Annotated in this window: 21 protein-coding genes; 12 read left to right on the top strand and 9 right to left on the bottom strand. The window is 63.4% G+C overall.

What is annotated here, in order from left to right; all coding sequences use genetic code 11:
* Positions 1 to 20: 20 nt before the first annotated feature.
* Positions 21 to 1,625: a protein adenylyltransferase SelO gene (locus EAH73_RS04315; RefSeq protein WP_205012955.1), complete on the bottom strand. Its 1,605-nt coding sequence runs from the start codon at positions 1,623 to 1,625 to the stop codon at positions 21 to 23.
* A gap of 126 nt (positions 1,626 to 1,751) precedes the next feature.
* Positions 1,752 to 2,666 (bottom strand): pirin family protein, encoded by a 915-nt coding sequence (locus EAH73_RS04310; protein WP_140465234.1) that lies wholly within the window; start codon positions 2,664 to 2,666, stop codon positions 1,752 to 1,754.
* A gap of 291 nt (positions 2,667 to 2,957) precedes the next feature.
* Here EAH73_RS04310 and EAH73_RS04305 point away from each other — a divergent pair, with 291 nt between their 5' ends.
* The 5 genes from EAH73_RS04305 to EAH73_RS04285 all read left to right on the top strand — a co-directional run bounded on the left by EAH73_RS04305 (position 2,958) and on the right by EAH73_RS04285 (position 6,892).
* On the top strand, positions 2,958 to 3,893 hold the full coding sequence (locus tag EAH73_RS04305; protein ID WP_240047131.1) for an NmrA family NAD(P)-binding protein: 936 nt from the start codon (positions 2,958 to 2,960) through the stop codon (positions 3,891 to 3,893).
* Between the two features lie 136 nt (positions 3,894 to 4,029).
* Entirely contained in the window at positions 4,030 to 4,302 is a 273-nt protein-coding gene (locus tag EAH73_RS04300; protein WP_140465232.1) for a hypothetical protein, read from the top strand.
* Positions 4,303 to 4,674: 372 nt separating this feature from the next.
* Positions 4,675 to 5,217, top strand: coding sequence for a hypothetical protein (locus EAH73_RS04295; RefSeq protein ID WP_140465231.1), 543 nt, complete (start codon positions 4,675 to 4,677; stop codon positions 5,215 to 5,217).
* 419 nt (positions 5,218 to 5,636) lie between these two features.
* Positions 5,637 to 5,951: a hypothetical protein gene (locus EAH73_RS04290; RefSeq protein WP_140465230.1), complete on the top strand. Its 315-nt coding sequence runs from the start codon at positions 5,637 to 5,639 to the stop codon at positions 5,949 to 5,951.
* Positions 5,952 to 6,055: 104 nt separating this feature from the next.
* Positions 6,056 to 6,892 carry an NADPH-dependent F420 reductase gene (locus tag EAH73_RS04285; protein ID WP_410503753.1) on the top strand — a complete coding sequence of 279 codons (837 nt, stop codon included), beginning with the start codon at positions 6,056 to 6,058 and terminating at the stop codon, positions 6,890 to 6,892.
* Positions 6,893 to 7,069: 177 nt separating this feature from the next.
* On the opposite strand, the gene EAH73_RS04280 is transcribed toward EAH73_RS04285, so the two are convergent.
* From EAH73_RS04280 to EAH73_RS04270, 3 genes are all read right to left on the bottom strand, one after another.
* A complete protein-coding gene (locus tag EAH73_RS04280; RefSeq protein ID WP_140465228.1) occupies positions 7,070 to 7,780 on the bottom strand; it encodes an SDR family oxidoreductase in 711 nt (236 codons plus the stop codon).
* 119 nt (positions 7,781 to 7,899) lie between these two features.
* Entirely contained in the window at positions 7,900 to 8,835 is a 936-nt protein-coding gene (locus EAH73_RS04275) for a helix-turn-helix domain-containing protein (RefSeq protein ID WP_140465227.1), read from the bottom strand.
* A 175-nt stretch (positions 8,836 to 9,010) separates the two neighbouring features.
* Positions 9,011 to 9,775, bottom strand: a complete 765-nt coding sequence (locus EAH73_RS04270) for a hypothetical protein (protein WP_140465226.1) — start codon at positions 9,773 to 9,775, stop codon at positions 9,011 to 9,013.
* 456 nt (positions 9,776 to 10,231) lie between these two features.
* Here EAH73_RS04270 and clpB point away from each other — a divergent pair, with 456 nt between their 5' ends.
* The 4 genes from clpB (at position 10,232) to EAH73_RS04250 (ending at position 15,201) form a co-directional block, all read left to right on the top strand.
* Positions 10,232 to 12,841: an ATP-dependent chaperone ClpB gene (clpB, locus tag EAH73_RS04265; RefSeq protein ID WP_140465225.1), complete on the top strand. Its 2,610-nt coding sequence runs from the start codon at positions 10,232 to 10,234 to the stop codon at positions 12,839 to 12,841.
* A gap of 114 nt (positions 12,842 to 12,955) precedes the next feature.
* Positions 12,956 to 13,258, top strand: a complete 303-nt coding sequence (locus EAH73_RS04260; protein ID WP_140465224.1) for a type II toxin-antitoxin system HigB family toxin — start codon at positions 12,956 to 12,958, stop codon at positions 13,256 to 13,258.
* 16 nt (positions 13,259 to 13,274) lie between these two features.
* The gene (locus EAH73_RS04255) at positions 13,275 to 13,679 is read left to right on the top strand and encodes a hypothetical protein (protein ID WP_140465223.1); all 405 of its coding nucleotides are present in this window, start codon (positions 13,275 to 13,277) and stop codon (positions 13,677 to 13,679) included.
* A gap of 190 nt (positions 13,680 to 13,869) precedes the next feature.
* Complete coding sequence (locus EAH73_RS04250; RefSeq protein ID WP_140465222.1) at positions 13,870 to 15,201, top strand: flavin monoamine oxidase family protein; 1,332 nt, start codon at positions 13,870 to 13,872, stop codon at positions 15,199 to 15,201.
* A gap of 87 nt (positions 15,202 to 15,288) precedes the next feature.
* Here the strand turns inward: EAH73_RS04250 and EAH73_RS04245 are convergent, their stop codons facing one another.
* Positions 15,289 to 16,146 carry a hypothetical protein gene (locus EAH73_RS04245; RefSeq protein ID WP_161599449.1) on the bottom strand — a complete coding sequence of 286 codons (858 nt, stop codon included), beginning with the start codon at positions 16,144 to 16,146 and terminating at the stop codon, positions 15,289 to 15,291.
* Positions 16,147 to 16,464: 318 nt separating this feature from the next.
* On the opposite strand from EAH73_RS04245, the gene EAH73_RS04240 reads away from it, so the two are divergent.
* Both EAH73_RS04240 and EAH73_RS04235 read left to right on the top strand, forming a co-directional pair.
* The gene (locus EAH73_RS04240; RefSeq protein WP_140465220.1) at positions 16,465 to 17,079 is read left to right on the top strand and encodes a HupE/UreJ family protein; all 615 of its coding nucleotides are present in this window, start codon (positions 16,465 to 16,467) and stop codon (positions 17,077 to 17,079) included.
* A gap of 111 nt (positions 17,080 to 17,190) precedes the next feature.
* Complete coding sequence (locus tag EAH73_RS04235) at positions 17,191 to 19,542, top strand: M1 family metallopeptidase (RefSeq protein WP_140465219.1); 2,352 nt, start codon at positions 17,191 to 17,193, stop codon at positions 19,540 to 19,542.
* Between the two features lie 151 nt (positions 19,543 to 19,693).
* Here the strand turns inward: EAH73_RS04235 and EAH73_RS04230 are convergent, their stop codons facing one another.
* Positions 19,694 to 20,374 (bottom strand): cytochrome b/b6 domain-containing protein, encoded by a 681-nt coding sequence (locus tag EAH73_RS04230; protein ID WP_140465218.1) that lies wholly within the window; start codon positions 20,372 to 20,374, stop codon positions 19,694 to 19,696.
* Positions 20,375 to 20,400: 26 nt separating this feature from the next.
* Entirely contained in the window at positions 20,401 to 21,633 is a 1,233-nt protein-coding gene (locus EAH73_RS04225; protein ID WP_140465217.1) for a pyridoxal phosphate-dependent aminotransferase, read from the bottom strand.
* Between the two features lie 195 nt (positions 21,634 to 21,828).
* Between EAH73_RS04225 and EAH73_RS04220 the strand changes: the two genes are divergently transcribed.
* The gene (locus EAH73_RS04220; protein WP_140465216.1) at positions 21,829 to 23,085 is read left to right on the top strand and encodes a porin family protein; all 1,257 of its coding nucleotides are present in this window, start codon (positions 21,829 to 21,831) and stop codon (positions 23,083 to 23,085) included.
* Positions 23,086 to 23,173: 88 nt separating this feature from the next.
* On the opposite strand, the gene icd is transcribed toward EAH73_RS04220, so the two are convergent.
* Positions 23,174 to 24,439: an NADP-dependent isocitrate dehydrogenase gene (gene icd / locus EAH73_RS04215; RefSeq protein WP_140465215.1), complete on the bottom strand. Its 1,266-nt coding sequence runs from the start codon at positions 24,437 to 24,439 to the stop codon at positions 23,174 to 23,176.
* Positions 24,440 to 24,573 lie beyond the last annotated feature (134 nt).

The raw sequence follows: 24,573 nt of genomic DNA, 5'->3' as shown, positions 1-24,573 counted from the left end.
CGCTGGGGCCCCGGCCCAGGCTAAGAGCTGCACGAGAGCGTGGCACTGCCGGGCTTGTCGCGGGCCCAGTCGGGCCGCTTGGCGGCCAGCGCCTCGTGGGCCGGGTGCTCGGCAAAAGGCGTTTTCAGCACTTCGAACAGCGTGTTGAGTGGGGCGAGGTCGCCGGCTTCGGCGGCTTCGATGGCCTTCTGCGCCAAGTAGTTGCGCAGCACGTACTTAGGGTTGGCGCCCAGCATGCGGGCCCGGATGGCTTCGCCGCTGGCCGCCTCTTGGCCGAGGCGCTGCGCGTAGCGCCGCAGCCACTGCCGCAGGAGCTGCTCTTCGCCGGGCACCACCGCGTAGGCCGCCGCGGCCAGCAACTCGTCGAGTAGCTCGTCGGCGCGGGCGGGCGCGGCCAGGAGGGCAGGCGCTTGGTGGGAAAGCTGCCGAAAGAAAATCGTCATGTCGATTTCCGGGCCGGCCAGGGCTTCGGGCAGCGCTTCGGTCAGGGCCCGGTCGTCGGCATCAGCGGCGGGGCCCTGGGGCGTGAGGCCGAGCTTGCGCAGCATGAGGGCGTGCTGGGTGGCGGCCAGCGTGTCGGCGTACAGGTCGAGGCCGGGGCGCAGCGCCTGTGGGTCGTCCACGAGGGGCCCCAGCGCGTGGGCCAAGGCCATCAGGTTCCACAGGGCCACGCGCGGCTGCTGGCCGAAGGCGTAGCGCCGCGAGCCAAAATCGGTGGTGTTGGGCGTCCAATCGGGGTCGTAGGGCTCCAGCCAGCCGTAGGGGCCGTAGTCGATGGTGAGCCCGAGGATGGACATGTTGTCGGTGTTCATCACGCCGTGCACAAAGCCCACGCTCATCCAGTGCGCCACCATCACGGCCGTGCGGCGGGCCACTTCCTCGAACCAGCGCACGTACACTGCCGGCGACGGGGGGCCCAGCTCGGGGTAGTGGTGGCGGAGGGTGTAATCGGCCAGGGCGCGCAGGTTGTCCAGCTCGCCGTGGGCCGCCATGAGCTGAAAGTTGCCGAACCGGATGAAGCTGGGCGCTACCCGCGCTACCACCGCGCCTGGCTCAGGCGCAGCGCGCCCGTCGTAGAACATGTCGCGCACCACGGCGTCGCCGGTGGCCACCAGGCTCAGGGCCCGGGTGGTGGGCACGCCGAGGTGGTGCATGGCCTCGCTGCACAGAAACTCGCGCAGCGACGAGCGCAGCACCGCCCGGCCATCGGCGCGGCGCGAGTAGGGGGTGGGCCCCGCGCCCTTGAGCTGGATTTCCCAACGCGAGCCGTCCACGGCCGCCACTTGGCCCAGCGCAATGGCCCGGCCGTCGCCCAGCTGCCCGGCCCAGTTGCCGAACTGGTGCCCACCGTAGCGCGCGGCAAAGGGCTTCATGCTGCCCGTGACCAAGTTGCCGGCCAAGGCGTCCACCGCGGGCCCCCGCGTGGCCGGCTTCGCCAGGCCCAGAAACTCGCCCAACTCCTCGGACCAAGCCAGCAGGTGCGGGTCGGGTACGGGCGTGGGCGCCACCCGCGAGTAGCAGTAGCCGGGCACCTGCCGGGGCCCCAGCGGGCCAGCCGCTTCGCCGGGCAGCTCGTCTACAAAGGCGTTTTCGAAAGGGACTTGGTCGATGGAAGTAACAGGCATACAAAAGGCATTAGGCAAATAGAAAGGCCGGGGCCGGCGCCACTGCTCCGGTGCAGCAGCGCCGGCCCCGGCCTTTCCCAACGAGGGCCCCGGCGCCGTGGTTCAGGCGGGGCTTGGCTGGGGCCCTCAGGACAGGGCCTGGGGTGGGGGCGAGCCGGCCGGGCGGCTGTGGTCCTGCGGCAGGGGCACGAAGGCGGCGTTGTCGTTGGGCGGCAGGGCAATGCGGCCGGCTTGCCAGTCGGCCTTGGCCTGCTCGATGCGGTCGCGGCGCGACGACACGAAGTTCCACCAGATGAACCGTTCGCCCAGCGGCTCGCCGCCCAGCAGCATCAGCGTGCTGGCTTCGTGGGCCACCAGCACGGGGTCGAGGCCGGGCGTGAACACCAGGAGCTGGCCGGCGGTGTAGCGGCGGCCGCTCACCTCCACGCTGCCCTTGGCCACGTAGGCGCCGCGCTCGGGGTAGCCGCGGGGCAGGCCGAAGCGGCTGCCGGCTTGCAGCACCACGTGCAGGTAGAACAGCGGCGAGTGCGTCGCCACGCCGTTGCGCAGCCCGAAGGCGTCGCCGGCAATTAGCCGCAGCCACACGCCGCCGTCGGTGAAGATGGGCAGCTCCTGCGGCTGGTAGTTGGCAAAGGTGGGCGCGGTTTCCTCGTCGGCTTCGGGCAGGGCCACCCAGGTCTGCACCATTTCCAGGGCCCCACCGGCCAGCGCGCCGGGGTCTTCGAACCGCTCGGAGTGGGCAATGCCGCTGCCGGCCGTCATCCAGTTCACCTCGCCGGGCCGAATGATTTGCTCCACGCCCAGGCTGTCGCGGTGCGTGACTTGCCCGCCAAACAAGTAGCTCACCGTGCTGAGCCCGATGTGCGGGTGGGGCAGCACGTCGAGGCTGGGCAGGCGCTCGGGCGCCACGTTGACGGGCCCCGCGTGGTCCATGAAAATGAAGGGCCCCAGCATGCGCCGCAGCCGGTAGGGCAAAATGCGCCGCACGTCGAACCCCGGGGCCAGGGCCGCCGGGCGGGCGTCAATCACAAGGTCGAGCATCGGGAAGGAGGGGAGAGGTGAAGGAAAATTGCCGCGGGGCCCCAGCCGGCCCGCTGGGGTTTGCCAAAGAAAGGGTAGCCCGGCTGGCCGGAACGCGGAAGGACTTGGGGCCCCAGCGCGTGCGGCGCCCAGCCGGGCCAGCCGCCGGCGCGTGGCCCGGCGCAACCTCGCGCAACATTAAGAAAAGCAATGCAGTACCAGAAGGCCCGCCCGGGGCCCAGCCCCGGCGGCCTTGGCGGCTTGCCCGCCCCGCGGCCCCTGCGGCACCCCCTCACCCCCAACCGTTCTATTTTGGCAGAGTACCCCACCCCTTCGCAAAGCGCCCCGCCGGCTGCCCAGTCCCTCATCGTGCTGGCCGGCGCCACCGGCGACCTTGGCCACCGCATTGCGCAGCACCTGCTGCAACGCGGCGCCCGCGTGCGCGCCCTGGTGCGCCCCGGCAACACCAAACCCGCAGTGGAAACCCTGCGCCAGCAGGGCGCCGAAGTAGTTGAAGTCGATTTCAACGACGTGGGGGCCCTTACCACGGCCTGCGCGGGCGCCGCCTGCGTGGTGTCGGCGGTGTCGGGGCTGCGCGACGTGATTGTGGACCTGCAAACGCGGCTGCTCGACGCGGCCGTGGCCGCCGGCGTGCCCCGCTTCATTCCGTCCGACTACTCCATCGACTTCACCAAGCTGCCCGCCGGCTCCAACCGCAACCTCGACCTGCGCCGCGAGTTCGGCCAGCGCCTCGACGGGGCGCCCATCCAAGCCACGTCCGTCCTCAACGGCATGTTCATGGATTTGCTGACCGGCCAGGCCCCGGTGGTGCTGTTCAAAATCCGGCGCGTGCTGTACTGGGGCCCCACCGACCAGCCGCTCGACTTCACCGCCATCGCCGACACCGCCGCCTTCACGGCCGCCGCCGCCCTCGACCCCACCACGCCCCGCTACCTGCGCGTGGCCGGCGCCGTGGCCACCGTGCGCGACCTCCAGGCCACCGCCACCGCCGTCACGGGCCGCCGCTTCGGCTTGCTGCGGGCCGGCGGCCTGTGGCTGTTGCAGCTCATGATCAAGGTGACGCGCCGGCTCGCGCCCGCCCCCGATGAGGTGTTTCCGCCTTGGCAGGGCATGCAGTACCTGCACAACATGTTCACCGGGGCCCCCAAGCTCGCCCCCCTCGACAACGCCCGCTACCCCGACATCCGCTGGACGCCGCTGCGCGAGGTGCTGGCCACGGCCAAGTAGCGCGCCGGGGCCAGGTTATTAAATTATGTGCTTGGCCCAACAACCCGGCTTTGGGGTAAACGCGTAGCGCCTTGCCGCGTATAGCAAGCACGACGGCTACGCAGCCGCCACATTCCCACCCGTTTTACTCCTCCATATGAAAGTTTCCCTGATCCTCGCCGCCGCCTTCGCCCTCACCGCAAGCGCCGCCTCGGCCCAAACCGTAGCCCCCGGCACCACCCCCGGCGCCCAAACCGGCAACCCGTCCAACATGCCCAGCGCCGGCGACCCCACCACCGACATGCAGCGCCCCGACAGCAAGCGCAAAGACAAAATGGCGATGGACAAGGGCGACAAAAAGATGATGCGCAAGGACCGCAAAATGAAAATGAACTCCGACGGTTCGATGAAAACCAAAACCAAAATGTAGTCGCCGCCGGGGCAGCCAACCTCCCCAGCGCCTTCGTTTTGATCAACAAAAAGCCCCTGCCGATTATCGGCAGGGGCTTTTTTGCTAAGTGCCCGCGCCAGCCTGCGGTCACAAAAGTACCGCCTATTCGTTAGGAATTGCTTAGGCCAACCGCCGCCCCGTTGCTAAGTAGCATCAATCACAAGTCTATTTGCTTTGTAATGCAAAGTTCTTTTACTTAATTTGTATTGCTCGCTCACAGCACCGTCCCGGGGCCCCAGCTGGGGCCCCGGGACGGAAGTAGCGCCTTGCGCTTGCCGCCCAGCCCTGGGGCCCCAGCTAGGCCCGTTCGCATCTGCCTTGTTCCAATCCTCAACCCAAACCTCTATTGCTATGACCTTGACTAAAAGCATCCTTCGCCTGGCGCTCGTTACGACGGGCCTGTTGTTAATTCCCCTGGTGGCCATGCAGCTCACCACAGAGGTAACCTGGACGTTATCGGATTTCGTGGTTGCCGGCGGCCTGCTGTTTGGCGCGGGCCTCGCGTACCTGCTGGTGGCGCGGCAGGGCAACGGCCCGTACCGGCTGGCCGCAGGCGTAGCGGTGGCAGCTGGGCTCCTGCTCATCTGGGTAAACCTGGCCGTGGGGCTCATCGGGAGCGAAAACAACCCCGCCAATTTGCTTTACGGCGGCGTGCTTACCGTGGCAGCAGTGGGGGCCCTGGCCGCGCGCTTCCAGCCGCAGGGCATGGCCCGCGCCATGTTTGCCGCGGCGCTCGTGCAGCTGGCGGTCCCGCTGGTGGCGGCCCTCATCTGGCGGCCCGCGGTGAACCTGGGAATGCTGCAAGTACTGGTCCTGAACGCCGCCTTCGCCGGGCTGTGGGCCGCTGCGGGTTGGCTGTTTCGCCGCGCCAGCAACACCGGGGCCCTGGCCTAGGCCAAAACCGGCGCATCGCCTAACCGCTAGGCAACCGACTCCTTTTCCCGCACTTGCCTGGTAGCGGCAGCATCCAACAGCTGGCTACTACCGCCAAATGGCCAAGCAGCGTTCTTACTTGGTTGGGATGTAAAAATTGCTCAGTATAAGAAGCCTAAGTAGCAGATGGCCGGTAAGATAGCCTGCGTAAGCGGAGTGTAAAGCGTAGCAGTGGAAGTAGGAAGATGGCTATGCTACCGCCGCTTACCGTACGTGTTAGCGCGGGAGCAAGTGCTACCGCAAAAAGCTCAGGTTACCAACCTGCGCCCAGGTGGTCGGTGCGGAAGTACGTCCCCAACCAACGCCCATAACCAGCTGATTGCTGCCCGTGCCAAAGCGGCGGCTTGGCGCACGAACACATATCACTTACCCGCTTTTGTATGAAATCCTTCCTGTTTCTAGCCGGCATACTCGCTTGTAGCACCAGCGCGGCCCTGGCCCAAACCGTGTTGCCCTCGGGCGCAGTAGCACCGAATGGGGTGCCGTCGCCAACAGTTGGCGTTCCCGTAACGCCGGCTACCGTGCCGGGTAGCGCGCCCCTCAGCACGCCCGCCACCCGCGACGCCGGCAGCCCCCGCGCCTCCCGCCGCGACGCGAAAGTGCCCGGCATGGACCGCGAGGAACGCAAGCAAATGCGGAAAATGGGTAAGATGCACTACAACGCCGATGCGGAGAAGCCGGCGGGAAGGAAGTAACGGCCCGCGCTGCCCTGCCACCGGGGCAGCGGGAACGCCAGGGTTATTCGTAACCTTCCGACAATGAGTGCATTTGCGGCAATGGTGCGAATGCCAGCGCACGCGTGCCCGCTGCCTTTGGGGAGCGCGGGAAAAACAATCCGGCCGGGTGGGTAGTCTTAGCAAGGGTCGTTTTTTCAGAAAAACGGCCCACGAATCATTCGCTCATTTACTTGTTTATGAACATTGGAATCATTGGTGCCGGCCACATCGGCAGCGCCCTCGCCGTGCGGCTCACCAGCCTCGGCCACTCGGTTTACATTGCCAACTCCCGGGGCCCCGAAACGCTGAAGGACCTGGCCCAAAAAACCGGCGCTACGCCCGTTACGGTCCAGGAAGCGGCCCGCCACGGCGAAATCATCGTGGTAACCATTCCGCTGAAAAGCATCCCCGACCTGCCCAAGAACCTCTTCGAGGGTGTGCCCGCCAGCGTGCCGGTCATCGACACCAGCAATTACTACCCCTTGCTGCGCGATGGCCAGCTGCCCGAGCTAGAGAGCGGCGACCTAACCGAGAGCGAATGGGTGCAGCAGCACCTGGGCCGCCCGGTGCTGAAAGTGTTCAACAACATCTTCGCCGCCAACCTCCAAAACAGCGGCAAGCCTGCCGGCACGCCCGGCCGCATCGCGCTATTGGTAGCCGGCGACGATGCCGCTGCCAAGCAGAAGGCCATGGCCCTGGTGGAGGAGTTGGGCTTCGATGCCGTGGACGGTGGCAGCCTGCACGAGTCGTGGCGCCAGCAGCCGGGCTCGCCCTTGTACTGCACCGATTTATCGGCCGACGAAGTGCGTAAGGACCTCGCCGACCTGGGCACCCAGCGCTCGCCCGAGCAACACGCCGAATTCCTGGCTAACCAAGCCGCTTCGGAAAAGCAGTTGCAAGCGCAGGGCGTCAAGCTCTAGGCCCCGGCGTTGCCCCACGTAGGCTAACCAAGCGTTAACCCACTGCCATAAGCCCCAGCGAACAAGCCCCGTCAATTGTCGGAGGGTGTTCGCTGGGGCTTATTTGGTAAAAGGGGGGCTGCCGAGCGTCTCATTAAGAACTGCCGCCCTGGCCAAATGCCGCTTGACGGCCCGCCTTTACCAAGGCAAAACGCCTTCGGAAGAAGACATTGTGCCGGTGGGGCCCTCGGTCGGTAGCAGGGCCAGCCGGATAGCCTCTGCCGCGCCTTGCGCGGGCGTGTCGGAGCCCTCGAAGCCATTGAGGTCGGTGGCCGTGTAGCCGGGCGCGGCCGAGTTTACCTTGATGCCTGTGTCCTTCAGCTCGAAAGCGAGCTGCACGGTGAGCATGTTCAGCGCGGCCTTTGAGGCCGAGTACCCAAGCAGGGCCCAGTCGTGCTGCCCCACGATGGTGAGCGAACCCAGCGGGCTCGACACGTTGACGATGCGCCCCGCCGCAGCTTGCTTCACCAGCGGCAAAAACGCTTGGGTGACGGCCAGCGTGCCCAGGAAATTGGTTTGGAGCGCTTGCTCCACGCTACGCACGTCGGCATTGACGGGCGAGCCGTCGCCGGGCACATTAATGCCCGCGTTGTTCACCAGGATGTCGAGGTGGCCTTCCTCGCGCCGCAGGTGCGCCGCCGCCGCTTCAAGCGTCGCCTGGTTGGCCAGGTCTACTTCGAGGAAGCGAACGTCGCCTGCGTCGGCTAGCTCCGCTACGGCTTGCTGGCCCTTGGCGGCCTCACGGGCCCCCAAGTACACCCGGCAGCCCGCTTGCAGCAGCCCCCGCACAATTTCAAAACCGATGCCTTTGTTGCCGCCGGTGACCAGCGCTATTTTCTGATTTGCCATGTTGCCTGTGGGTTGGGCCCCCCGGAATGGGGAGGCGAGTAAGTACCCCACAAAGGTCCGGGCGGCCGCCGGGCGGTAAACTTCGCCAGTCAACCCATCTGTTTTAGATTTCAAACATGTCAGATGGCAAACACGGCCAGCCGCCGGAAGTCTCCCGGTGTTTGGTGGGCGTGGCGCTTGAAAAAAGTGCAGAAGTGGGCCACGTCGGCAAAGCCCAGGCTGTCGGCAATTTCTGAAACGCTCCAGGTGGTTTGCTTCAGCAAGAGCTTGGCTTCCTGCGCCAGGCGGCTACTGATGAGGGCGGTGGTGGTGCGGCCCGTCGTTTCCTTCAGCACGCGGTTGAGGTGGTTGACGTGCACGGCCAGCTGGTCGGCGTAGTCGGTGGCGGTGCGCAGGCGCAGCGGCGGCTGCGGGCTGGGGCGCGGAAACTGCCGCTCCAGCAGCGCCGTGAACTGGGCGGCCACCCGTTCGGCGGCGCTGTGCGTGGCCAGCGGGGCGGGGGCCGGCTGCAGCTTCTGCACCAGATGGATCAGCTCCCAGAGGTAGGTGCGCAGCAGGTCGTGCTTGTAGGCGTAGCCCGACCCAAGCTCGTGCGCCATCTTCTCGAAAATAGCTTCGATTGCCGGGCAGTCGGCCTCGGCCACTTCCCACACCGGGTAGGCCCCGGACTGGAAAATCGGCAGTTCCGCCAGCACCACCCCGGGGCGGGCGGGCAGCAGAAACGCATCGTCGAAGAGGCAACTGTAGCCGGTAAAATCGTCGGTGAGCGGCAGCCACCGGTAGGGCACGCGCGGCGTCACCAGAAACAAGGTGTTGGCGCCGACGTGCGGGGCCCTATCGGCGCACTCCACCTGGCTGCGCCCGCGGCAGAGCGTGATTTTGTAGTACTCCCGCCGGCTAAACGTCATCGGGGCCGCCCCGCGCAGTTCCGCCAACGAGAACACGTTGAAATGCCCCACGCCTTGCCCCATGTCCGGCGGCGGCAACACGCCCACGGCGGACTCAGGGCCCGGGGCAAGCGCGTCGTAAAAGGCAGCAAGGGAATTCGGTTTCATATGGGCAGTTGTGGAGAAGCACGGGGGCGAGTGGGGGACTCACGGTCCGCGCAAAAGCTACTCAAAGAAACAGACGCTTCTGTGTAGCTAATATTCTACGCACTACCCCCGCCCGCTGCCCTCACCGCTGAGGAAACTTAAGCTTCTGTGTATGCGGCTTGTGATGTATACTTTATTATTCAATCACCCTTGCTTCCATTACAAGAACCCGTTTTAATATAAGAGAGAACAGCATTAAGCTACCTGTTAGAACCAAAGCAACTGTAAAGACGCAAGTTCTAAAAAGTGTAGGGGAAAGAGATGTATCTATCGAGATAAGAATCATTGGTGCAAGAACTCCAATGCCAATTACTACAATTAGCAAGTGTAGAGTTAGCATGAGTGACTTTGGAAGTGGGCTCGTTACATCTGCAAGTATGGTATACAGATTGGGCAGATAATGGCTATCAATGTCAGTTCCTAAATCTGCCAATAGATGCCTGTCAAAGCTACTCTTTTTGTATTTTTTTTCGTCAATGCGCCTTGCTAAGTTTAGTATTTGCTTTTGAGCGCCTAACGGGAGTCTGTCAATTTTAATAGGCGGGTATGATTTATTGTATTTATACTCAAAAGCCACCCAAAGTTGGTTTCCTACATTGAGGTTTAACCATCTTCTTATCTTATCTACAGAATAGTAAACCTCGTTATGGTCGTAGTCTGTCAATATTATATCCTGTAAGCAGTTCTGCGGTATTACCTCTTCTGTAGTCCAATGCAGTAGGTATGTGTAAAAATTTGCGTGTTCGTCTTCCATAAGTTGTTCGTACTGGGTTTTCTCTTCTTTAGAAAGAGGGTGACTTTGACTGACAACCACGCTCAAATTTAATTTATCGTACTTCTTATTGCTCGCAGGCGCATCTTTCTCGGGCCATACTTCCCAAGCATATTTCAGAATTTTCATGATTCTTCTAAAATTGGAAATCTTATTTGCTATTGACACCGCATCAGGTATTCTGGATAATCGCTCGGTGCGTATCTGCATTATCTTTGATATTGAATAAGTAAGCAGAATTGCTGATAGAATACTTGAAAAATCAAACGACTTTTCCAAAATAATATTTAGTTTATCTTGAGATAATGGGAATTTATAAAATAGAGTAAAGAAGAAAATGGAGTATATAAAAACTACAGTGCATGCCCAGAATAGATAGCTAGCCCTCCCCAATGTATAGAACGAATTGATAAAGCTTTGAATCATATTCTGCAGGCAGATATTTAATGACAAAAATTCCTGAAGTGCGCCTCTAAGGTAGATTGTTTTCCGCCAAAAAGTCAGATTTCACACTTCTGCACCTCGTTTGCTAATACCCTCGTACAAACTTCCTAACCCGAAGCACCTACTAGAACTTAGCAAACAATGGACTTTAAAAACTTCACCATCAAGGCACAGGAGGCCGTGCAGAAGGCCACCGAAATTGCCGGGGCCAACCAGCAGCAGGCCATCGAAACGGGCCATTTGCTGAAGGCCTTGCTCCAGAACGACGAGAACACCCTGGCGTTTCTGGGTAAGAAACTGGGCGCCAACATGGCCAACCTCGGCCAGCGCCTCGACGCCATCGTAACCGCTTACCCCAAGGTGAGCGGCGGCTCGCCCTACCTCGCCAACGATGCGGCCAACGCCGTGCAGCGCGCCAACACCCAGATGAAGGAGATGGGCGACGAGTTCGTCTCCGTCGAGCACCTGCTGCTGGGCATCCTCGGCGGCAAAGACGCCGCCGCGACTTTGCTTAAAGACAACGGCTTCAGCGAGAAAGACCTGAAAGCCGCCATCCAGGAGCTGCGCGGGGGCCGCAAAGTCACGAGCCAAACCGCCGAGGAGCAATACCAGAGCCTGAACCGCTACGCCGTCAACCTGAACGAGCGGGTGCGCCAGGGCAAGATGGACCCCGTGATTGGGCGCGACGAGGAAATCCGCCGCGTGCTCCAAATCCTGTCGCGCCGCACCAAGAATAACCCTGTGCTGCTCGGCGAGCCCGGCGTGGGCAAAACCGCCATTGCCGAGGGCCTGGCCCAGCGCATCGTGGCTGGCGACGTGCCCGAGAATCTGAAAGACAAAACCCTGATGAGCCTCGACCTGGGCCTGCTCGTGGCCGGGGCCAAGTACAAGGGCGAATTCGAGGAGCGCCTCAAGGCCGTCATCAAGGAAGTGACCGACTCAGAAGGGCAAATTGTGCTCTTCATCGACGAGATCCACACCCTGATCGGGGCCGGTGGCGGCGGCGAGGGCGCCATGGACGCGGCCAACCTATTGAAGCCCGCCCTGGCCCGCGGTGAGCTGCACGCCATCGGCGCCACCACGCTCAAGGAATACCAGAAGTACATCGAGAAGGACAAGGCCCTGGAGCGCCGCTTCCAGGCCGTGCTGGTGGACGAGCCGAGCCAGCCCGACGCCATCAGCATCCTGCGCGGCATCAAGGAGAAGTACGAGCTGCACCACGGCGTGCGCATCACCGACGACGCCGTGATTGCGGCCGTGGAGCTGAGCAGCCGCTACATCACCGACCGCTTCCTGCCCGACAAGGCCATCGACCTGATGGACGAGGCCGCCGCCAAGCTGCGCATCGAGATGAACTCCATGCCCGAGGAGCTCGACGAAGTGCAGCGCCGCATCATGCAGCTCGAAATTGAGCGAGAAGCCATGCGCCGCGAAGACAACCACGACCGCGAGGCCGTGCTCAGCAAAGACTTGTCGGAGCTGAACGAGCAGCGCGACTCGCTGAAGGCCAAGTGGGAAGGCGAGAAATCCGTCCTCACCGGCATCCAGACCGAAAAGGAAAACATCGAGCGCTTCAAGAACGAAGCCGAGCAAGCCGAGCGCCAGGGCGACTACGGCCGCGTGGCCGAGCTGCGCTACGGCAAAATCCAGGAGGCCGAGCAGAAGCTCAAAACCCTGCAAGACGAAGCCAACGCCACCAAAGACAGCGGCGCGATGCTGCAGGAAGTGGTGACCAGCGAGGACATTGCCGAAGTAGTGGCCAAGTGGACCGGCATCCCGGTGAGCAAAATGCTGCAATCGGACCGCGACAAGCTGCTCAACCTCGAAGCTGAGCTGGGCCGCCGCGTGGCCGGCCAGAGCGAAGCCATCGCCGCCATCTCGGACGCCGTGCGCCGCTCGCGCGCCGGCCTGCAAGACCCCAAGCGGCCGATTGGCTCGTTCATCTTCCTGGGCACCACCGGCGTGGGCAAAACCGAGCTGGCCAAGGCCTTGGCCGAGTACCTGTTCAACGACGAAAACGCCATGGTGCGCATCGACATGAGCGAGTACCAGGAGCGCCACGCCACCTCGCGCCTCATCGGGGCCCCTCCCGGCTACGTGGGCTACGACGAAGGCGGCCAGCTCACGGAGGCCGTGCGCCGCAAGCCCTACTCGGTGGTGCTGCTCGACGAGATTGAGAAGGCGCACCCCGACGTGTTCAACATCCTGCTGCAAGTGCTCGACGACGGCCGCCTCACCGACAACAAAGGCCGGGTGGCGAACTTCAAGAACACCATCATCATCATGACCTCGAACACGGGGGCCGACATCATTCAGAAAAACTTCAAGGAGCTGAATGAGTACAACCACGAGGAAGTGGTGGACCGCACCCGCGACGAAGTGGTGGAGCGCCTGCGCCAGCACATGCGCCCCGAGTTCCTGAACCGCATCGACGAAATCGTGATGTTCCAGCCGCTCAAACGCAAGGAAATCCGCAAGATTGTCGACATCCAGTTCAAGCAGATCCAGCAGCGCCTGCACGAGGCCGGCATCCAGCTCGAAGCCACCGACGAGGTGCTCGACTACCTCGGCGAGCAAGGCTTCGACCCGCAGTTTGGGGCCCGGCCGCTCAAGCGCGTGCTGCAACGCGTAATCCTCAACGAGCTGAGCAAGGAGATTCTCTCCGGCAAAGTGAGCAAGGACGCCGTGGTAGAAGCCGTGCTGGAAGACGGCGCGGTAAAATTCGAGAACGTCGAAATCCCAACGGTTTAAGTGAGTCGTTTCTAAACAAAAAGCCCCGCTGGCGCTTGCTGGCGGGGCTTTTTTGTGAATTACACGAAATGATAATAACTATTGTTTTGTGTAATAATTACCTATCTTTGAATTATGGTGGTGATGCACAGAAAAACCATCCGGGAGTACGCCGCCGGCAATGCCCAGGCTGCGGGCGGATTGGAGGAGTGGTATCAAATCGTTAAAGCGGCCGACTGGTCCGGGTTTGCGGACCTGCGCAACGATTTGCCGACCACGGACCTAATCGGAGGCGACCGTTTTGTGTTCAACATCAAGGGCAATCACTACCGCTTACTGGCTGCTATCGTTTTCAAAACCCGCACCGTCTTGATTCGTGGCATTTTCACCCATGCCGACTACAGCAAACTTAGCCGAACCCAATTGCTCACTCGTTAGCGCAAGCCTCTCGTCTATGCCACACCCCAATCAACCCGAACGAGTAGTTCGTCCCATCACCAATGACGAGGAATTGAACCAAGCCATTGAAGAATTCTACGTGCTAGCCTCGGCCGTGGAGCGAACCGATGCCGAACCGGATGCCTACGTGCTAGCGTTACGCGACGCCATTGACCAATACGAGGTGGCGGCGGGCCACGAGCCGAATCCACCCACCACCGTGGCCGGCCTGCTCGAGGTAGAAATGTTTAAGCGCCGCCTGCGCCAGCGCGCCATGGCCGAGCTGCTGCAAGTGCCCGAGACGCGCCTGAGCGAAATCATGCGCGGCAAGCGGAGCATGAACCTCGATTTTGCCCGCCGCCTGCACCAGCGCTTAGGCATTGCCGCCGATGTGGTGCTGGCCCTGCGCGACGCGGCGTAGCAATGCCCGTTGGGTTCACAAATACTTGCACAAAGTCGCGACGTATCAGGTTGCCGTCTCAAAGGAAGCCGTGCTGGAAGACGGCGCGGTGAAGTTCGAGAACGTCGAAATCCCGACCGTTTAAGCAAGTCGTTTCTAAACAAAAAGCCCCGCTGGCGCTTGCTAGCGGGGCTTTTTTTGTGCAAAATGTATGGCTGCGAACCGCAATAATTATTCGACCGAAGTGCTAATAATTGGGGCCGGGGCCGCGGGGCTGCTCGCGGCCTGGGAGCTGGCCCGGGCCGGCCGCCGCGTGTGCCTCGTGGAGGCCCAGGACCGAATTGGTGGGCGCGTGCACACGCTAGGGCCCCCGGGCTTCACCCGCGCAATTGAGGCCGGGGCGGAGTTTATGCACGGCGAGGTGCCCCTCACCCGGGCCCTGCTGGCGGAGGCGGGCATCACGTGGGAGGAAGCCGATGGCGAATCGTACCTAGTGCAGGGCGGTGAACTGCAGGCCAAGGCCAACTATTTCGACCTGCTGCCCCCGCTGCTGGAAAAGCTGGGGGCCCTGGCCGAGGACATGCCGCTGGCCGACTTTTTGGCCCGCGAGTTTCAGGGCCCCGCGCACGCCGCGCTGCGCACCTTCGCCACGCAGTTTGCCGAGGGCTACGACGCGGCCGATCCGCACCGCGTGAGCGCCTGGGCCATGCGCGACGAGTGGTCGGCGGGCGGCGCCCAAGATTCGCCGCGCCCGGTGGGCGGCTACGGGCCGCTGCTGCACTGGCTGGCGGCGCAGGCGCAAGCCGCGGGGGCCCTGCTGCACCTGGGGGCGCCGGTGCGGGAAATTCGGTGGCAGCCCGGGCAGGCCGAGGTCGTGACGGCGGTCGGCGCCACCTACCGCGCCCAGCAAGTGCTGTGCACGGTGCCGCTGGGGGTGTGGCAGCAGGGCCCCCAGCAGGCCGGTTACCTCAGCTTTGTGCCGGAAGTGGCCGCGCACCGAGCCGCCGCGGCGCAGTTAGGTTTCGGCTCGGTCATCAAAATTGTGCTGGAGTTCCGCACAGCTTTTTGGGAGGACCGGCTGCCGGAACTAGAGTTTCTGCTGTCCGACGCGCCGGTGCCCACCTGGTGGAGCCAGCTGCCCGCCGCCACGCCCCAGCTCACCGGCTGGCTGGCGGGCCCCGCCGCGCAGCAGTTAGCGGAGGCTTCCGACGAAACTGTGCTGCAACTTGCCCTGGCGTCGCTGGCGCCGTTGCTGGCCGTGTCACCCGAGGCCTTGCAAGCGCAGCTCTGCGCCAGCTACGTGCGGAACTGGGGCCGCGAGCCGTACGCCTACGGGGCGTATTCGTACGCCACAGTGGGCGCGGGGGCAGCGCAGGCGGCCTTGGCTGCGCCCGTGGCCGGCACGCTGTTTTTTGCCGGCGAAGGCGCCTACAGTGGTCCTTTTGCCGGCACGGTGGAGGCGGCGCTCGTCAGTGGCCAGGATGCTGCCCGCGCGCTGCTGGCCCTGCCAGTGCCGGCGGTTACACCCAACTCAGCGACTTGATTTCCACGGTTGGTAGGGCCCTAGTAGTAAGAGCTTACTGGCTCCACCACCCCGGGGCCCTATTTGCGGTGAAGTAGCCCGGTGGTATTAGCTGTTTCTCTTGGCCCGGCGTGCGGCTCTGCGATCCAGGCGCTCCCGGTAGGCGCGGCCTTGCGTGAGGTGCTTGGGCTTGAGCTCATCGCGAATATCAGCGGGTAAAGGCTTGCCCGCTAAGTATTCGTTGCGCAAAGCGGCGAATTTGGTGGCCGTGTAAGGCGCGTTGTGAATGAACATGTACGCGGCGCCGCCCGCCATGAGTGCCAAGCCAACTGCTACCTGTCCGGTACCGGGCTCGCTGCGTTGGGATTGCACATAGGGCGAGGGCGAGTAGTTGGTGTTGCTGGCGCCCGTCATCAGCCGCAGGCCCGGCAGGGCCAGCAGCAGCGGCAGTTGCCCACCAAGTCGTTTTGCGTTGAAATACCCTTGCACCGCGTCGAGGGTATCCTGCCGGGCATCGGCCAGCAATTGGGCGGGCGCAGGAACACTGGAAACTGGCGAAGCCGCAACCGTATCGGGCAGTGCTAGGGCGGGAGCTGGCGCGCGGTAGGCAATGCCAGCTGCCAAAAATGGATCGGGCGCGGAAGTGGTGCCGTGCAAAGGGGCAAAATTGCCACGCAGGCGGCGCTTCACGTCGGCTGGTAGGTAGCCCTTGGCCGCCAAGTCGCTGAGCACGCGGTGCTCGCGCCCCCACCCAAACTGAACGATTTTCTTGGTGCCCAGCGCCGCCAGTACCGAGCCAACGACCACCCCGGGCGTCCACACGCCCGCGCTGGTGGTTTGCTGAGCGGGCAGGATGGAAGCCGCCACGCCCGCTCCCCCAAACGCCAACCAGCTGAACCCGCCGCCGCGCCGGCTCTTGAACAACTCGTGCACGGCGCGCGCTGTGTCTTGGCGGCTGAGGGGCACGGGCGCTGCACTCGCTCCAGCGCTGAAACCTTGGCTATGCGCCGAGGTAATTGTTAAAAACAGGGAAAATGATAGAGCGTAACGGTGCAGCATAGAATGGTTATAAAGATGAATTGATTTTTGAATGGGCATATGTTGGTGTAGCAGCGGTGGGATAAGGCTTGCCGGCCGTTCTGAACATACAGTTTAGCGCTACCGTGCAGGCCGGTACGGCTTGCATTTATAGCTTTGAAATCTGGGAATTATGCTAAAAATGTGGATAGCGCAATATTTCCGGCAAGTTACCAGACTTTTGCAGTTACGCCGCCTCCTTCCTGCATGAGTACCTTCCAAACCTACCTGCACCTAGGGTTTCTGCACATCTGCAACCCGCGCGCCACCGACCACCTCACGTTTCTGCTGGCCCTGTGTGCGCCCTACGTGCTGGCCGATTGGCGGCGGGTGCTGGCGCTGGTCACGAGTTTCACCGTGGGGCACTCGCTCACGCTGGCGCTGGCCACGCTGCGGCTCGTCACGTTTCCGCCGGCCACCATTGAGGCCCTGATTCCGGTCACCATCATGGCCACGGCTGTGTTCAACCTGGCGCGGGCCGGGCGGCCGGGCCTGCCCACTGCGCCGCCGCGCCGGGGCCCCGCGCCGCTGCTGCTCACGGCCCCCAACGCGCTGGCGGCCGTGTTTGGCCTCATTCACGGGCTGGGGTTTTCCAACTACCTACGCGAGCTGCTGGGCCAGCAGGCCCGGCCGGTGCTGGAGCTGCTGGCCTTCAACGTAGGCGTGGAGCTGGGGCAGGTGCTGATTGTGAGCGTTATCCTGCTGCTGGGGGCCCTGTTGCTGCGCGGCTTTGGCGTGGCCCGGCGCGACTGGGTGCTGGCCGTGAGCGGCGCGGCGCTGGGTGTGGCCGCGTTGCTGCTGCTCCAGCAGCAATATGCTTGAGGCAAGAAATAATTTTCCGCCGCCGGGGTCCCTGCAACTTAGCGGCGTAATTTGCTGCCTTTATTGGTCTTGAATGCTTTGCCCCATTTACTGAAACCCATTCCCCGGTTCATGCCCCGTTTTTCCTCCCAGAAAGCCGCCCTGGTGCTGCTACTAGCCGCTCCGGCAGCTTATGCGCAGAACACCAATTCCGGCACCGACAAGTTTGCGCAGCTTGAAACCATGCTGCCCACGGCCAACAGCTACCGCACCGCCAGCGGGGCACCGGGGCCCCAATACTGGCAGCAGCGCGCCGACTACAGCATCGCCGTGACGCTTGACGACGCCAAGCAGGCCATCACGGGCCGCGAAACCATTACCTACACCAACCTGTCGCCCGACACGCTGCCCTACCTGTGGGTGCAGCTCGACCAAAACCTGTTCGACAAAAACTCCATCACCACCGCCACGCAAGTAGCGGCGCTCGATGCGCGGGTGCCGTTTCAGGCCGTGGACAACATGCTGCAGCGCGACTTCGACGGTGGCTTCAAGATTGAGGCCGTGACCTCGGCCGACGGCAAGGCGCTGGCCCACGTCATCAACCATACCATGATGCGCGTGGATTTGCCCCGGGCCCTGGGGCCCAAGCAGTCGGTGTCGTTCAAAATCAACTGGCACTACAACATCAACGACCAGTTGAAGGTGAACGGCCGCAGCGGCTACGAATTCTTCCCGAAAGACAAGAATTACCTCTACGAAATTGCGCAGTTCTACCCTCGCATGGCTGTGTACTCGGACTTCCAGGGCTGGCAGAACATGCAGTTTCTGGGTAACGGCGAGTTTGCCCTGCCCTTCGGCGACTACCGCGTGAGCATTACGGCCCCGGCCGACCACGTGGTGGGTGCCACCGGCACGCTGCAAAACGCCGCCCAGGTGCTCACCAGCGCCCAGCAGGCCCGCCTGCGCCAGGCCGTGGGGGCCAAAAAGCCGGTGCTCGTCGTGAGCCAGGACGAAGCCACGAAAAACGAAAGCAGCCAAACCACCCGCACCAAAACCTGGACGTTTGCCGCCAAAAACGTGCGCGACTTTGCCTGGTGCAGCTCGCGCAAGTTCATCTGGGACGCCATGGGCATCAAACAGGACGGCAAGTCGGTGATGTGCATGAGCTACTACCCCAAGGAGGGTAACCCGCTGTGGGGCAAGTACTCCACGGAAGTGGTGGCCCACACCATCAAGACGTACTCGAAGTTCACCATCCCGTACCAGTACCCGGTGGCCATTTCGGTGCACGGCCCGGTGGGCGGCATGGAGTACCCGATGCTGTGCTTCAACGGGGGCCGGCCCGAGGCCGATGGCACCTACTCGGCCGACCGGAAATACGGCATGATTTCGGTGATCATCCACGAAGTGGGCCACAACTTCTTCCCGATGATTGTGAACTCCGACGAGCGCCAGTGGACGTGGATGGACGAGGGCCTGAACACCTTCGTGCAATACCTGACGGAGCAGGAGTGGGAGCGCAACTACCCCAGCCGCCGCGGCGAGCCGAAGGACATCGTGGCCTACATGCGCACCGACAAGAGCCTGCAAACCCCGATCATGACCAACTCGGAATCAGTGCTGCAGTTCGGCAACAACGCCTACGGCAAGCCCGCCACGGCCCTGAACGTGCTGCGTGAAACGGTGATGGGCCGCGAGCTGTTCGACTACGCCTTCAAAACCTACGCCCAGCGCTGGGCCTACAAGCACCCCACGCCCGCCGATTTCTTCCGCACGATGGAAGATGCCTCGGCCGTGGACCTCGACTGGTTCTGGCGCGGCTGGTTCTACACCACCGACCGCTGCGACCTGAGCATCGACGCGGTGAAGTACTACAACGTGAACACCAAGGACCCCAGCGTGGAAAACGCGCGCCTGCAGAAGCTGCAAGCCGCCCAGCCGCGAACCCTCTCGCAGCAGCGCAACGCCCAGGACATCAAGCAGACGGTGGTGGACGAGAAGCCTGACCTCAAAGACTTCTACAACAGCTACGACCCGCTGGCCGTGACCGACGCCGACCGCACCCGCTACACCGCCTACACCAAAAACCTGACCCCCGCCCAGCAGCAGCGCCTGCAGGACAACACCAACTTCTACGAGCTGAGCCTGCACAACGTGGGCGGCCTCGTGATGCCGGTGATTTTGCAGCTGACCTACGCCGACGGCAGCCAGGAAATCCAGAACATCCCGGCCGAGCTGTGGCGCAAAAACAACGAGCAGGTCACCAAAGTCGTCACCACGAGCAAGCCGGTGGTGAGCTTCGTGCTCGACCCCTACCTGCAAACCGCCGACACCGACCTGAGCAACAACGCCTACCCGCGCCAGCCTGTGGCCTCACGCTTCGAGCTGTTCCAGCAGTCGTTCCCGGCCCAGCCCAACCCCATGCAGCTGCAATCCATCCAAAGCTCCACCCAAAAAGCCGAGGACAAGCCGCTGAATAAATAAGCCGGAGCACTACCGGCCAAACGCAAAAAGAGCGGCTCCAAAGAGCCGCTCTTTTTGCGTTTGTTAAGGTTTCGGCAGGGGCCCCGCCGGTCGGTGGTGCGGGGCCCCAAGGCAGCCGGTTCGGAGTAATTAGGGACCCAGGCGGCCGCGGCTAGGCGTGCTCGTTGCCGGCCTTGCCGCCAACCATGCGCGAAATAAGGCCGTGGTCGCTGGTAATTTCCGACCACACCACGCCGACCACGTGCACCACGAAGAAGCCGATAATCAAGTACATGGTCACGTTGTGCACTTCCTTGGCTGTATGTTCGATGCTGTGCAGAAACGCCACATCGTCGGCCCAGGTCAGGATAAGGCCGGTAATGACCATGACGGTCAGGAAGACATAAAACAGCGCGTAGCTAGCCTTGGCTAGCAGCTCGTGGCGCGCATCGCCCTTGGTGGCCGCGGGGGCCAGGCGGTACTTGCGCGCCACCAGCAGCAGGCGCGTGGAGAAGCGCACCTCCGCGGGGCCCCGCAGTTCCAGCAGCACGCGCAGCAGCCAGAACGCGGCCAGCCCCAGGCCGATGGCAATGTGCCAGTCCCAAATCCGGTCGCTGATGATGTGAGCAAATGCCCGGCCTTGCTGCTCCGTGGGGGCCCCACCGTCTTTGCTGGCTGCTTTGATAAACTCAGGTATCGCCGAGCGGGCATCGACGATAACCTTCAGGAACAGGATGGTGAGCAGCTGCCCGCTCACCAGCAGCGCGTTGCCCCAGTGCCAGACGCGCAGCGGCGCCGAATAATCGTGGGTGGGGGCGGCGGGGGCCGCAACGGGGCTGGGCACGGGGGGCATGGACGACGGGGGTGGGAAGCGGGCGGTTACGCCGCTTCTACGGCCGCCGCGCTCGCAAGGTGCACCGTGCGCCCCGGATATTCCAGCAGCGCCTGCGCCAGGCAGTCAAACGCCGCGCCTAGGTCGGTGCGGTTGATGACGTAGGCAAGGCGCACTTCCTGAATGCCCAGGCCCGGCGTGTGGTAGAAACCGTTGGCGGGCGAGAGCATCAGCGTCTGGTTGTTCAGGGTGAACTCTTCCAGCAGCCACTGCCCAAACTTCTCGGCATCGTCGACGGGCAGGCGGGCCACCACGTAGAAGGCCCCCCCCGGCACCGGGCACACCACGCCCGGCATGGCCCGCAGCCGCGCCACGGTAAGGTCGCGCCGGGCCTGGTACTCGGCGCGGGTGCCGTCGAAGTAGGAGGGGGGCAAATCGGCGGCGGCTTCGGCGGCCAGCATTTCGAGGGCCGGCGGGCAAATGCGCATCTGCCCGAAGTGAAACGCGGCCTGCCACACGCTGGGGTTGCGCGTGACCAGGGCCCCAATGCGGGCCCCGCACGCGCTGTAGCGCTTGGAAATCGTGTCGAGTACCACGGTGTGCTGTTCGCCGCCGGCGAGGCTCAGTACGCTGGTCGACACGGCCCCGTCGTAGCAATACTCGCGGTACGCCTCGTCGGACAGCAGGTACAGATCGTGCCGCACGCACAGGCCCAGCAGCTCCTCCAGCTCGTCGCGCCGGTACACGTAGCCGGTGGGGTTGCTGGGGTTGCAGATGAGGATAGCGCGGGTACGTTCGGTAATAACGGCCTCAAAATCAGCCAGCGGCGGCAGGGCAAACCCGTCTTCGATGTGGGCCGTGACGGCCACAATGTGCACCCCAGCCGCAATGGCGAAGGCGGTGTAGGTGCCGTAAAACGGCTCGGCCACAATCACCTCGTCGCCGGGGTTGAGGCAGGTGAGCATGGCAAACAGGATGGCCTCGCTGCCCGCCGTCGTCACCATAATGTCCTCGAAGCGCGCCGGAATGCCCGCCCGCTGGTAATAGGCTTCCAGCTTGCGGCGGTAGCTCTCGCTGCCCGCGCCGGGGCCGTAGCCCAGCACTTCGATGTCGGCGTTGCGCACGGCCGCGAGCATGGCGGGGGGCGTCAGCACGTCGGGCTGGCCAATATTGAGCGGATATACGACCTTGCCGGCCTGCTTGGCAGCTTCGGCAAAGGGCAACAACTTGCGAAACGGCGACACCGGCATGGCCTGGCCGCGGTGGGAGATTGGTGGCATACCGGGCAAAGGTACGGCTTGGCTTTTGGTAAGGAAATGCCTGCCTGCCTTTTGTGAGGGCCGCCGCTGGGCAATTTCGCCCGCTGGGGCCCCCAGCGCCCGCCCCCGAAACCGCCGCCAACCCGGGCCCTGTGGTTGCGGGGCGGGAGCCCGGGGCCCTATCTTTGGTGGCTATTTATCCACCTAATTATATATATGCGGAAAAATTACTTTGGGTTACTCTTACTGGCAGCAATTGGGGCGGGCCCCCGAGCCGCCCAGGCCCAGGCCGATTTCCGCCCCGGCTACCTGGTGCGGCCGGCCGGCGACACCCTGCGCGGCGAAATCGACTACCGCGACGCCCGCACCAGCGCCACCCAGTGCCGCTTCCGGCCCAGCCCGGGGGCCCCGGCTACGGTGTTTTCCCCCACCGAGCTGCGGGCCTACGGCCTACCTGCCGAGCGCAAGCACTACCGCGCCCTCACGCCCGCTGGGGCCCCACAGCCAGCTTTCTTGGAAGTGCTGGTCAGTGGGGTGGCCAACCTGTATGCCCTGCGCGACGCCGACCGGGCCGACCACTACTACGTGGCCACCGAAACGTTTCCGCTTACCGAGCTGGTGCACCGCAAGGTGATGCAGGAGCAGGCCAGCGTCATGCACGAGCAGAACATCTACCGCACCACGCTGGCCCAGGCGCTGGCGGGCTGCCCCGTTGCCCAAACCCAGCTGCCCGCCCTGCGCTACACCGCGGCGGAGCTGGCCCGTGCCGTTGCCGCTTACAACAACTGCCAGGCACCGCCCGCCGACGTGGCGGCCATTGCCGCCGCCGGTGGCACGCCGCGCGGGCCCCGGCCCCGACTGGGCATCGTGCTTGGAGCCGAGCGGACGGCCATGAACGTCGATTTTACCGACATGTACAACGGGGCGCACACCGTGCGCTTCTCGCCCAAAATTGCCCCGATTGGCGGGCTGTTCCTCGCCGTGCCGCTGGGGGCGCTCAGCCGCAAGCTGTCGCTCGAAGTCGAATTGCTCTACGAAAGCCTCCGCTACGACCAAGCATTCGGCAACGCCTACTCCAGCGCCTCCGACCGCTACACCTTCGACCTGGCGTACCTGCGCCTGCCGCTGCTGGTGCGCTACACCTACCCCACGGGGCGCGTGCGGCCCTTTGTGGAGGCGGGCCCGGTGCTGGCCTACGCCATGCAGCTAGACAACTCCCTGGTAAAGACCGATAACCAAGGCAACGCCAGCGCGCCCACCGGCTTCTATCAAAACAACTTCCGCTCGTTGCAGGAGGGGCTGGCCGGTAGCCTGGGGGGCCAATTTGGCTACGCCAACGGCCGCCAAGCCGCCCTGCTGGTGCGCTACGAAACCGATACCGGCTGGGCCGGCGGCATGGGCCTAAAAACCTGGTCCAACCACGTTTACGCCCTCCTGACGCTGGATTTATTTTGGCCAGCCGCCGCCAAGTAGCCAGTTTAGGGCCCCTGAGCAAGCAAAAACCCCCGCGCCGGCCAAAGCCAACGCGGGGGTTTTTAGTTAACTGGCCAGTGCCAGGCTACTACATATTCTTCACAATTTCAGCGCCGAACTCGCTGCACTTGAGCAGGGTAGCGCCTTCCATCTGGCGCTCGAAGTCGTAGGTGACGCGCTTGCTTTCGATGGCGGCCTCCAGGCCCTTGTTGATGAGCTCGGCGGCTTCTTTCCAGCCCATGTGCTCCAGCATCATCACCCCCGAGAGGATAACCGAGCCGGGGTTCACCTTGTCCTGGTTGGCGTATTTTGGGGCCGTGCCGTGGGTGGCCTCGAAGATGGCGTGGCCGGTCACGTAGTTGATGTTGGCGCCCGGCGCGATGCCGATGCCGCCCACGATGGCCGCCAGGGCGTCGGAGATGTAGTCGCCGTTCAGGTTCAGCGTGGCCACCACCGAGTACTCGGCGGGGCGCAGCAAAATCTGCTGGAGGAACGCATCGGCAATGCTGTCCTTGATGATGAGCTTGCCCTGGTCCTGGGCCTGCTTTTGCAGGGCATCGGCCACGGCCACGCCTTGCTTGGCCACAATCTTGTCGTACTGGGCCCAGGTGAACACCTTAGCGCCAAACTCCTTCTCGGCCAGCTCGTAGCCCCAGGTTTTGAACGCGCCCTCGGTGAACTTCATGATGTTGCCCTTGTGCACGAGCGTCACCGATGGCAGCTTGTGCTCCAAGGCATACTTAATGGCGGCGCGCACGAGGCGCTCAGTGCCTTCCTTCGATACGGGCTTGATGCCGAACGACGACGACTCGGGGAAGCGAATCTTCTTCACACCCATCTCGTCCACCAGGAATTCCAGCATTTTCTGGGCCTGGGGCGTGCCGTTCATGTACTCGATGCCGGCGTAGATGTCCTCGGTGTTCTCGCGGAAGATGACCATGTTGGTCAGCTCCGGGTGCTTCACCGGCGAGGGCACGCCGTCGTAGTAGCGCACGGGGCGCACGCAGGCGTACAGGTCCAGCTCCTGGCGCAGGGCCACGTTCAGCGAGCGGATGCCACCACCCACGGGCGTGGTCAGGGGCCCCTTGATGCCCACGAGGTAGTCGCGGAACGCGTCGAGGGTTTCGGCGGGGAGCCAGTTGCCGGTTTGCTTAAAGGACTTTTCGCCGGCCAGCACTTCCTTCCACACCAGCTGCTTTTTGCCACCGTAGGCTTTTTCCACGGCCGCGTCGAATACGAGTTGCGAGGCGCGCCAGATGTCCGGACCCGTGCCATCGCCCTCAATGTAAGGAATCGTGGGCTTGTCGGGTACGTTCAGCTTGCCATTTTTGATGGTGATTTTCTGTTCTGCCATGTGGAAAAGAGTTGTGCGGTTGTCAGTTAGTAGTAATCGTTGTCAGGGTGGGAATTGGTAGTGGCCCGGGGCGGCGCGGCCTCGGGCCAAGCGCCAGCCGGGCCCCGCAGCCTGACACCTGCCGGGGCCCTACG

This window comes from Hymenobacter nivis, assembly GCF_006439025.1.
In the GTDB taxonomy this organism is placed as follows: Bacteria; Bacteroidota; Bacteroidia; order Cytophagales; family Hymenobacteraceae; genus Hymenobacter; species Hymenobacter nivis_A.
This window is presented reverse-complemented; position numbering and strand designations above follow the sequence as displayed.

Bases quoted from the DNA above. Each gene is read 5' to 3' on its own strand.
- EAH73_RS04315 (WP_205012955.1), bottom strand. From the start codon at position 1,625: ATGCCTGTTACTTCCATCGACCAAGTCCCTTTCGAAAACGCCTTTGTA.
- EAH73_RS04230 (WP_140465218.1), bottom strand. From the start codon at position 20,374: ATGCCCCCCGTGCCCAGCCCCGTTGCGGCCCCCGCCGCCCCCACCCAC.
- EAH73_RS04250 (WP_140465222.1), top strand. From the start codon at position 13,870: ATGGCTGCGAACCGCAATAATTATTCGACCGAAGTGCTAATAATTGGG.
- EAH73_RS04300 (WP_140465232.1), top strand. From the start codon at position 4,030: ATGAAAGTTTCCCTGATCCTCGCCGCCGCCTTCGCCCTCACCGCAAGC.
- EAH73_RS04220 (WP_140465216.1), top strand. From the start codon at position 21,829: ATGCGGAAAAATTACTTTGGGTTACTCTTACTGGCAGCAATTGGGGCG.
- EAH73_RS04295 (WP_140465231.1), top strand. From the start codon at position 4,675: ATGACCTTGACTAAAAGCATCCTTCGCCTGGCGCTCGTTACGACGGGC.
- clpB (WP_140465225.1), top strand. From the start codon at position 10,232: ATGGACTTTAAAAACTTCACCATCAAGGCACAGGAGGCCGTGCAGAAG.
- EAH73_RS04255 (WP_140465223.1), top strand. From the start codon at position 13,275: ATGCCACACCCCAATCAACCCGAACGAGTAGTTCGTCCCATCACCAAT.
- EAH73_RS04280 (WP_140465228.1), bottom strand. From the start codon at position 7,780: ATGGCAAATCAGAAAATAGCGCTGGTCACCGGCGGCAACAAAGGCATC.
- EAH73_RS04240 (WP_140465220.1), top strand. From the start codon at position 16,465: ATGAGTACCTTCCAAACCTACCTGCACCTAGGGTTTCTGCACATCTGC.
- EAH73_RS04235 (WP_140465219.1), top strand. From the start codon at position 17,191: ATGCCCCGTTTTTCCTCCCAGAAAGCCGCCCTGGTGCTGCTACTAGCC.
- EAH73_RS04225 (WP_140465217.1), bottom strand. From the start codon at position 21,633: ATGCCACCAATCTCCCACCGCGGCCAGGCCATGCCGGTGTCGCCGTTT.
- EAH73_RS04275 (WP_140465227.1), bottom strand. From the start codon at position 8,835: ATGAAACCGAATTCCCTTGCTGCCTTTTACGACGCGCTTGCCCCGGGC.
- EAH73_RS04310 (WP_140465234.1), bottom strand. From the start codon at position 2,666: ATGCTCGACCTTGTGATTGACGCCCGCCCGGCGGCCCTGGCCCCGGGG.
- icd (WP_140465215.1), bottom strand. From the start codon at position 24,439: ATGGCAGAACAGAAAATCACCATCAAAAATGGCAAGCTGAACGTACCC.
- EAH73_RS04270 (WP_140465226.1), bottom strand. From the start codon at position 9,775: ATGAAAATTCTGAAATATGCTTGGGAAGTATGGCCCGAGAAAGATGCG.
- EAH73_RS04260 (WP_140465224.1), top strand. From the start codon at position 12,956: ATGGTGGTGATGCACAGAAAAACCATCCGGGAGTACGCCGCCGGCAAT.
- EAH73_RS04290 (WP_140465230.1), top strand. From the start codon at position 5,637: ATGAAATCCTTCCTGTTTCTAGCCGGCATACTCGCTTGTAGCACCAGC.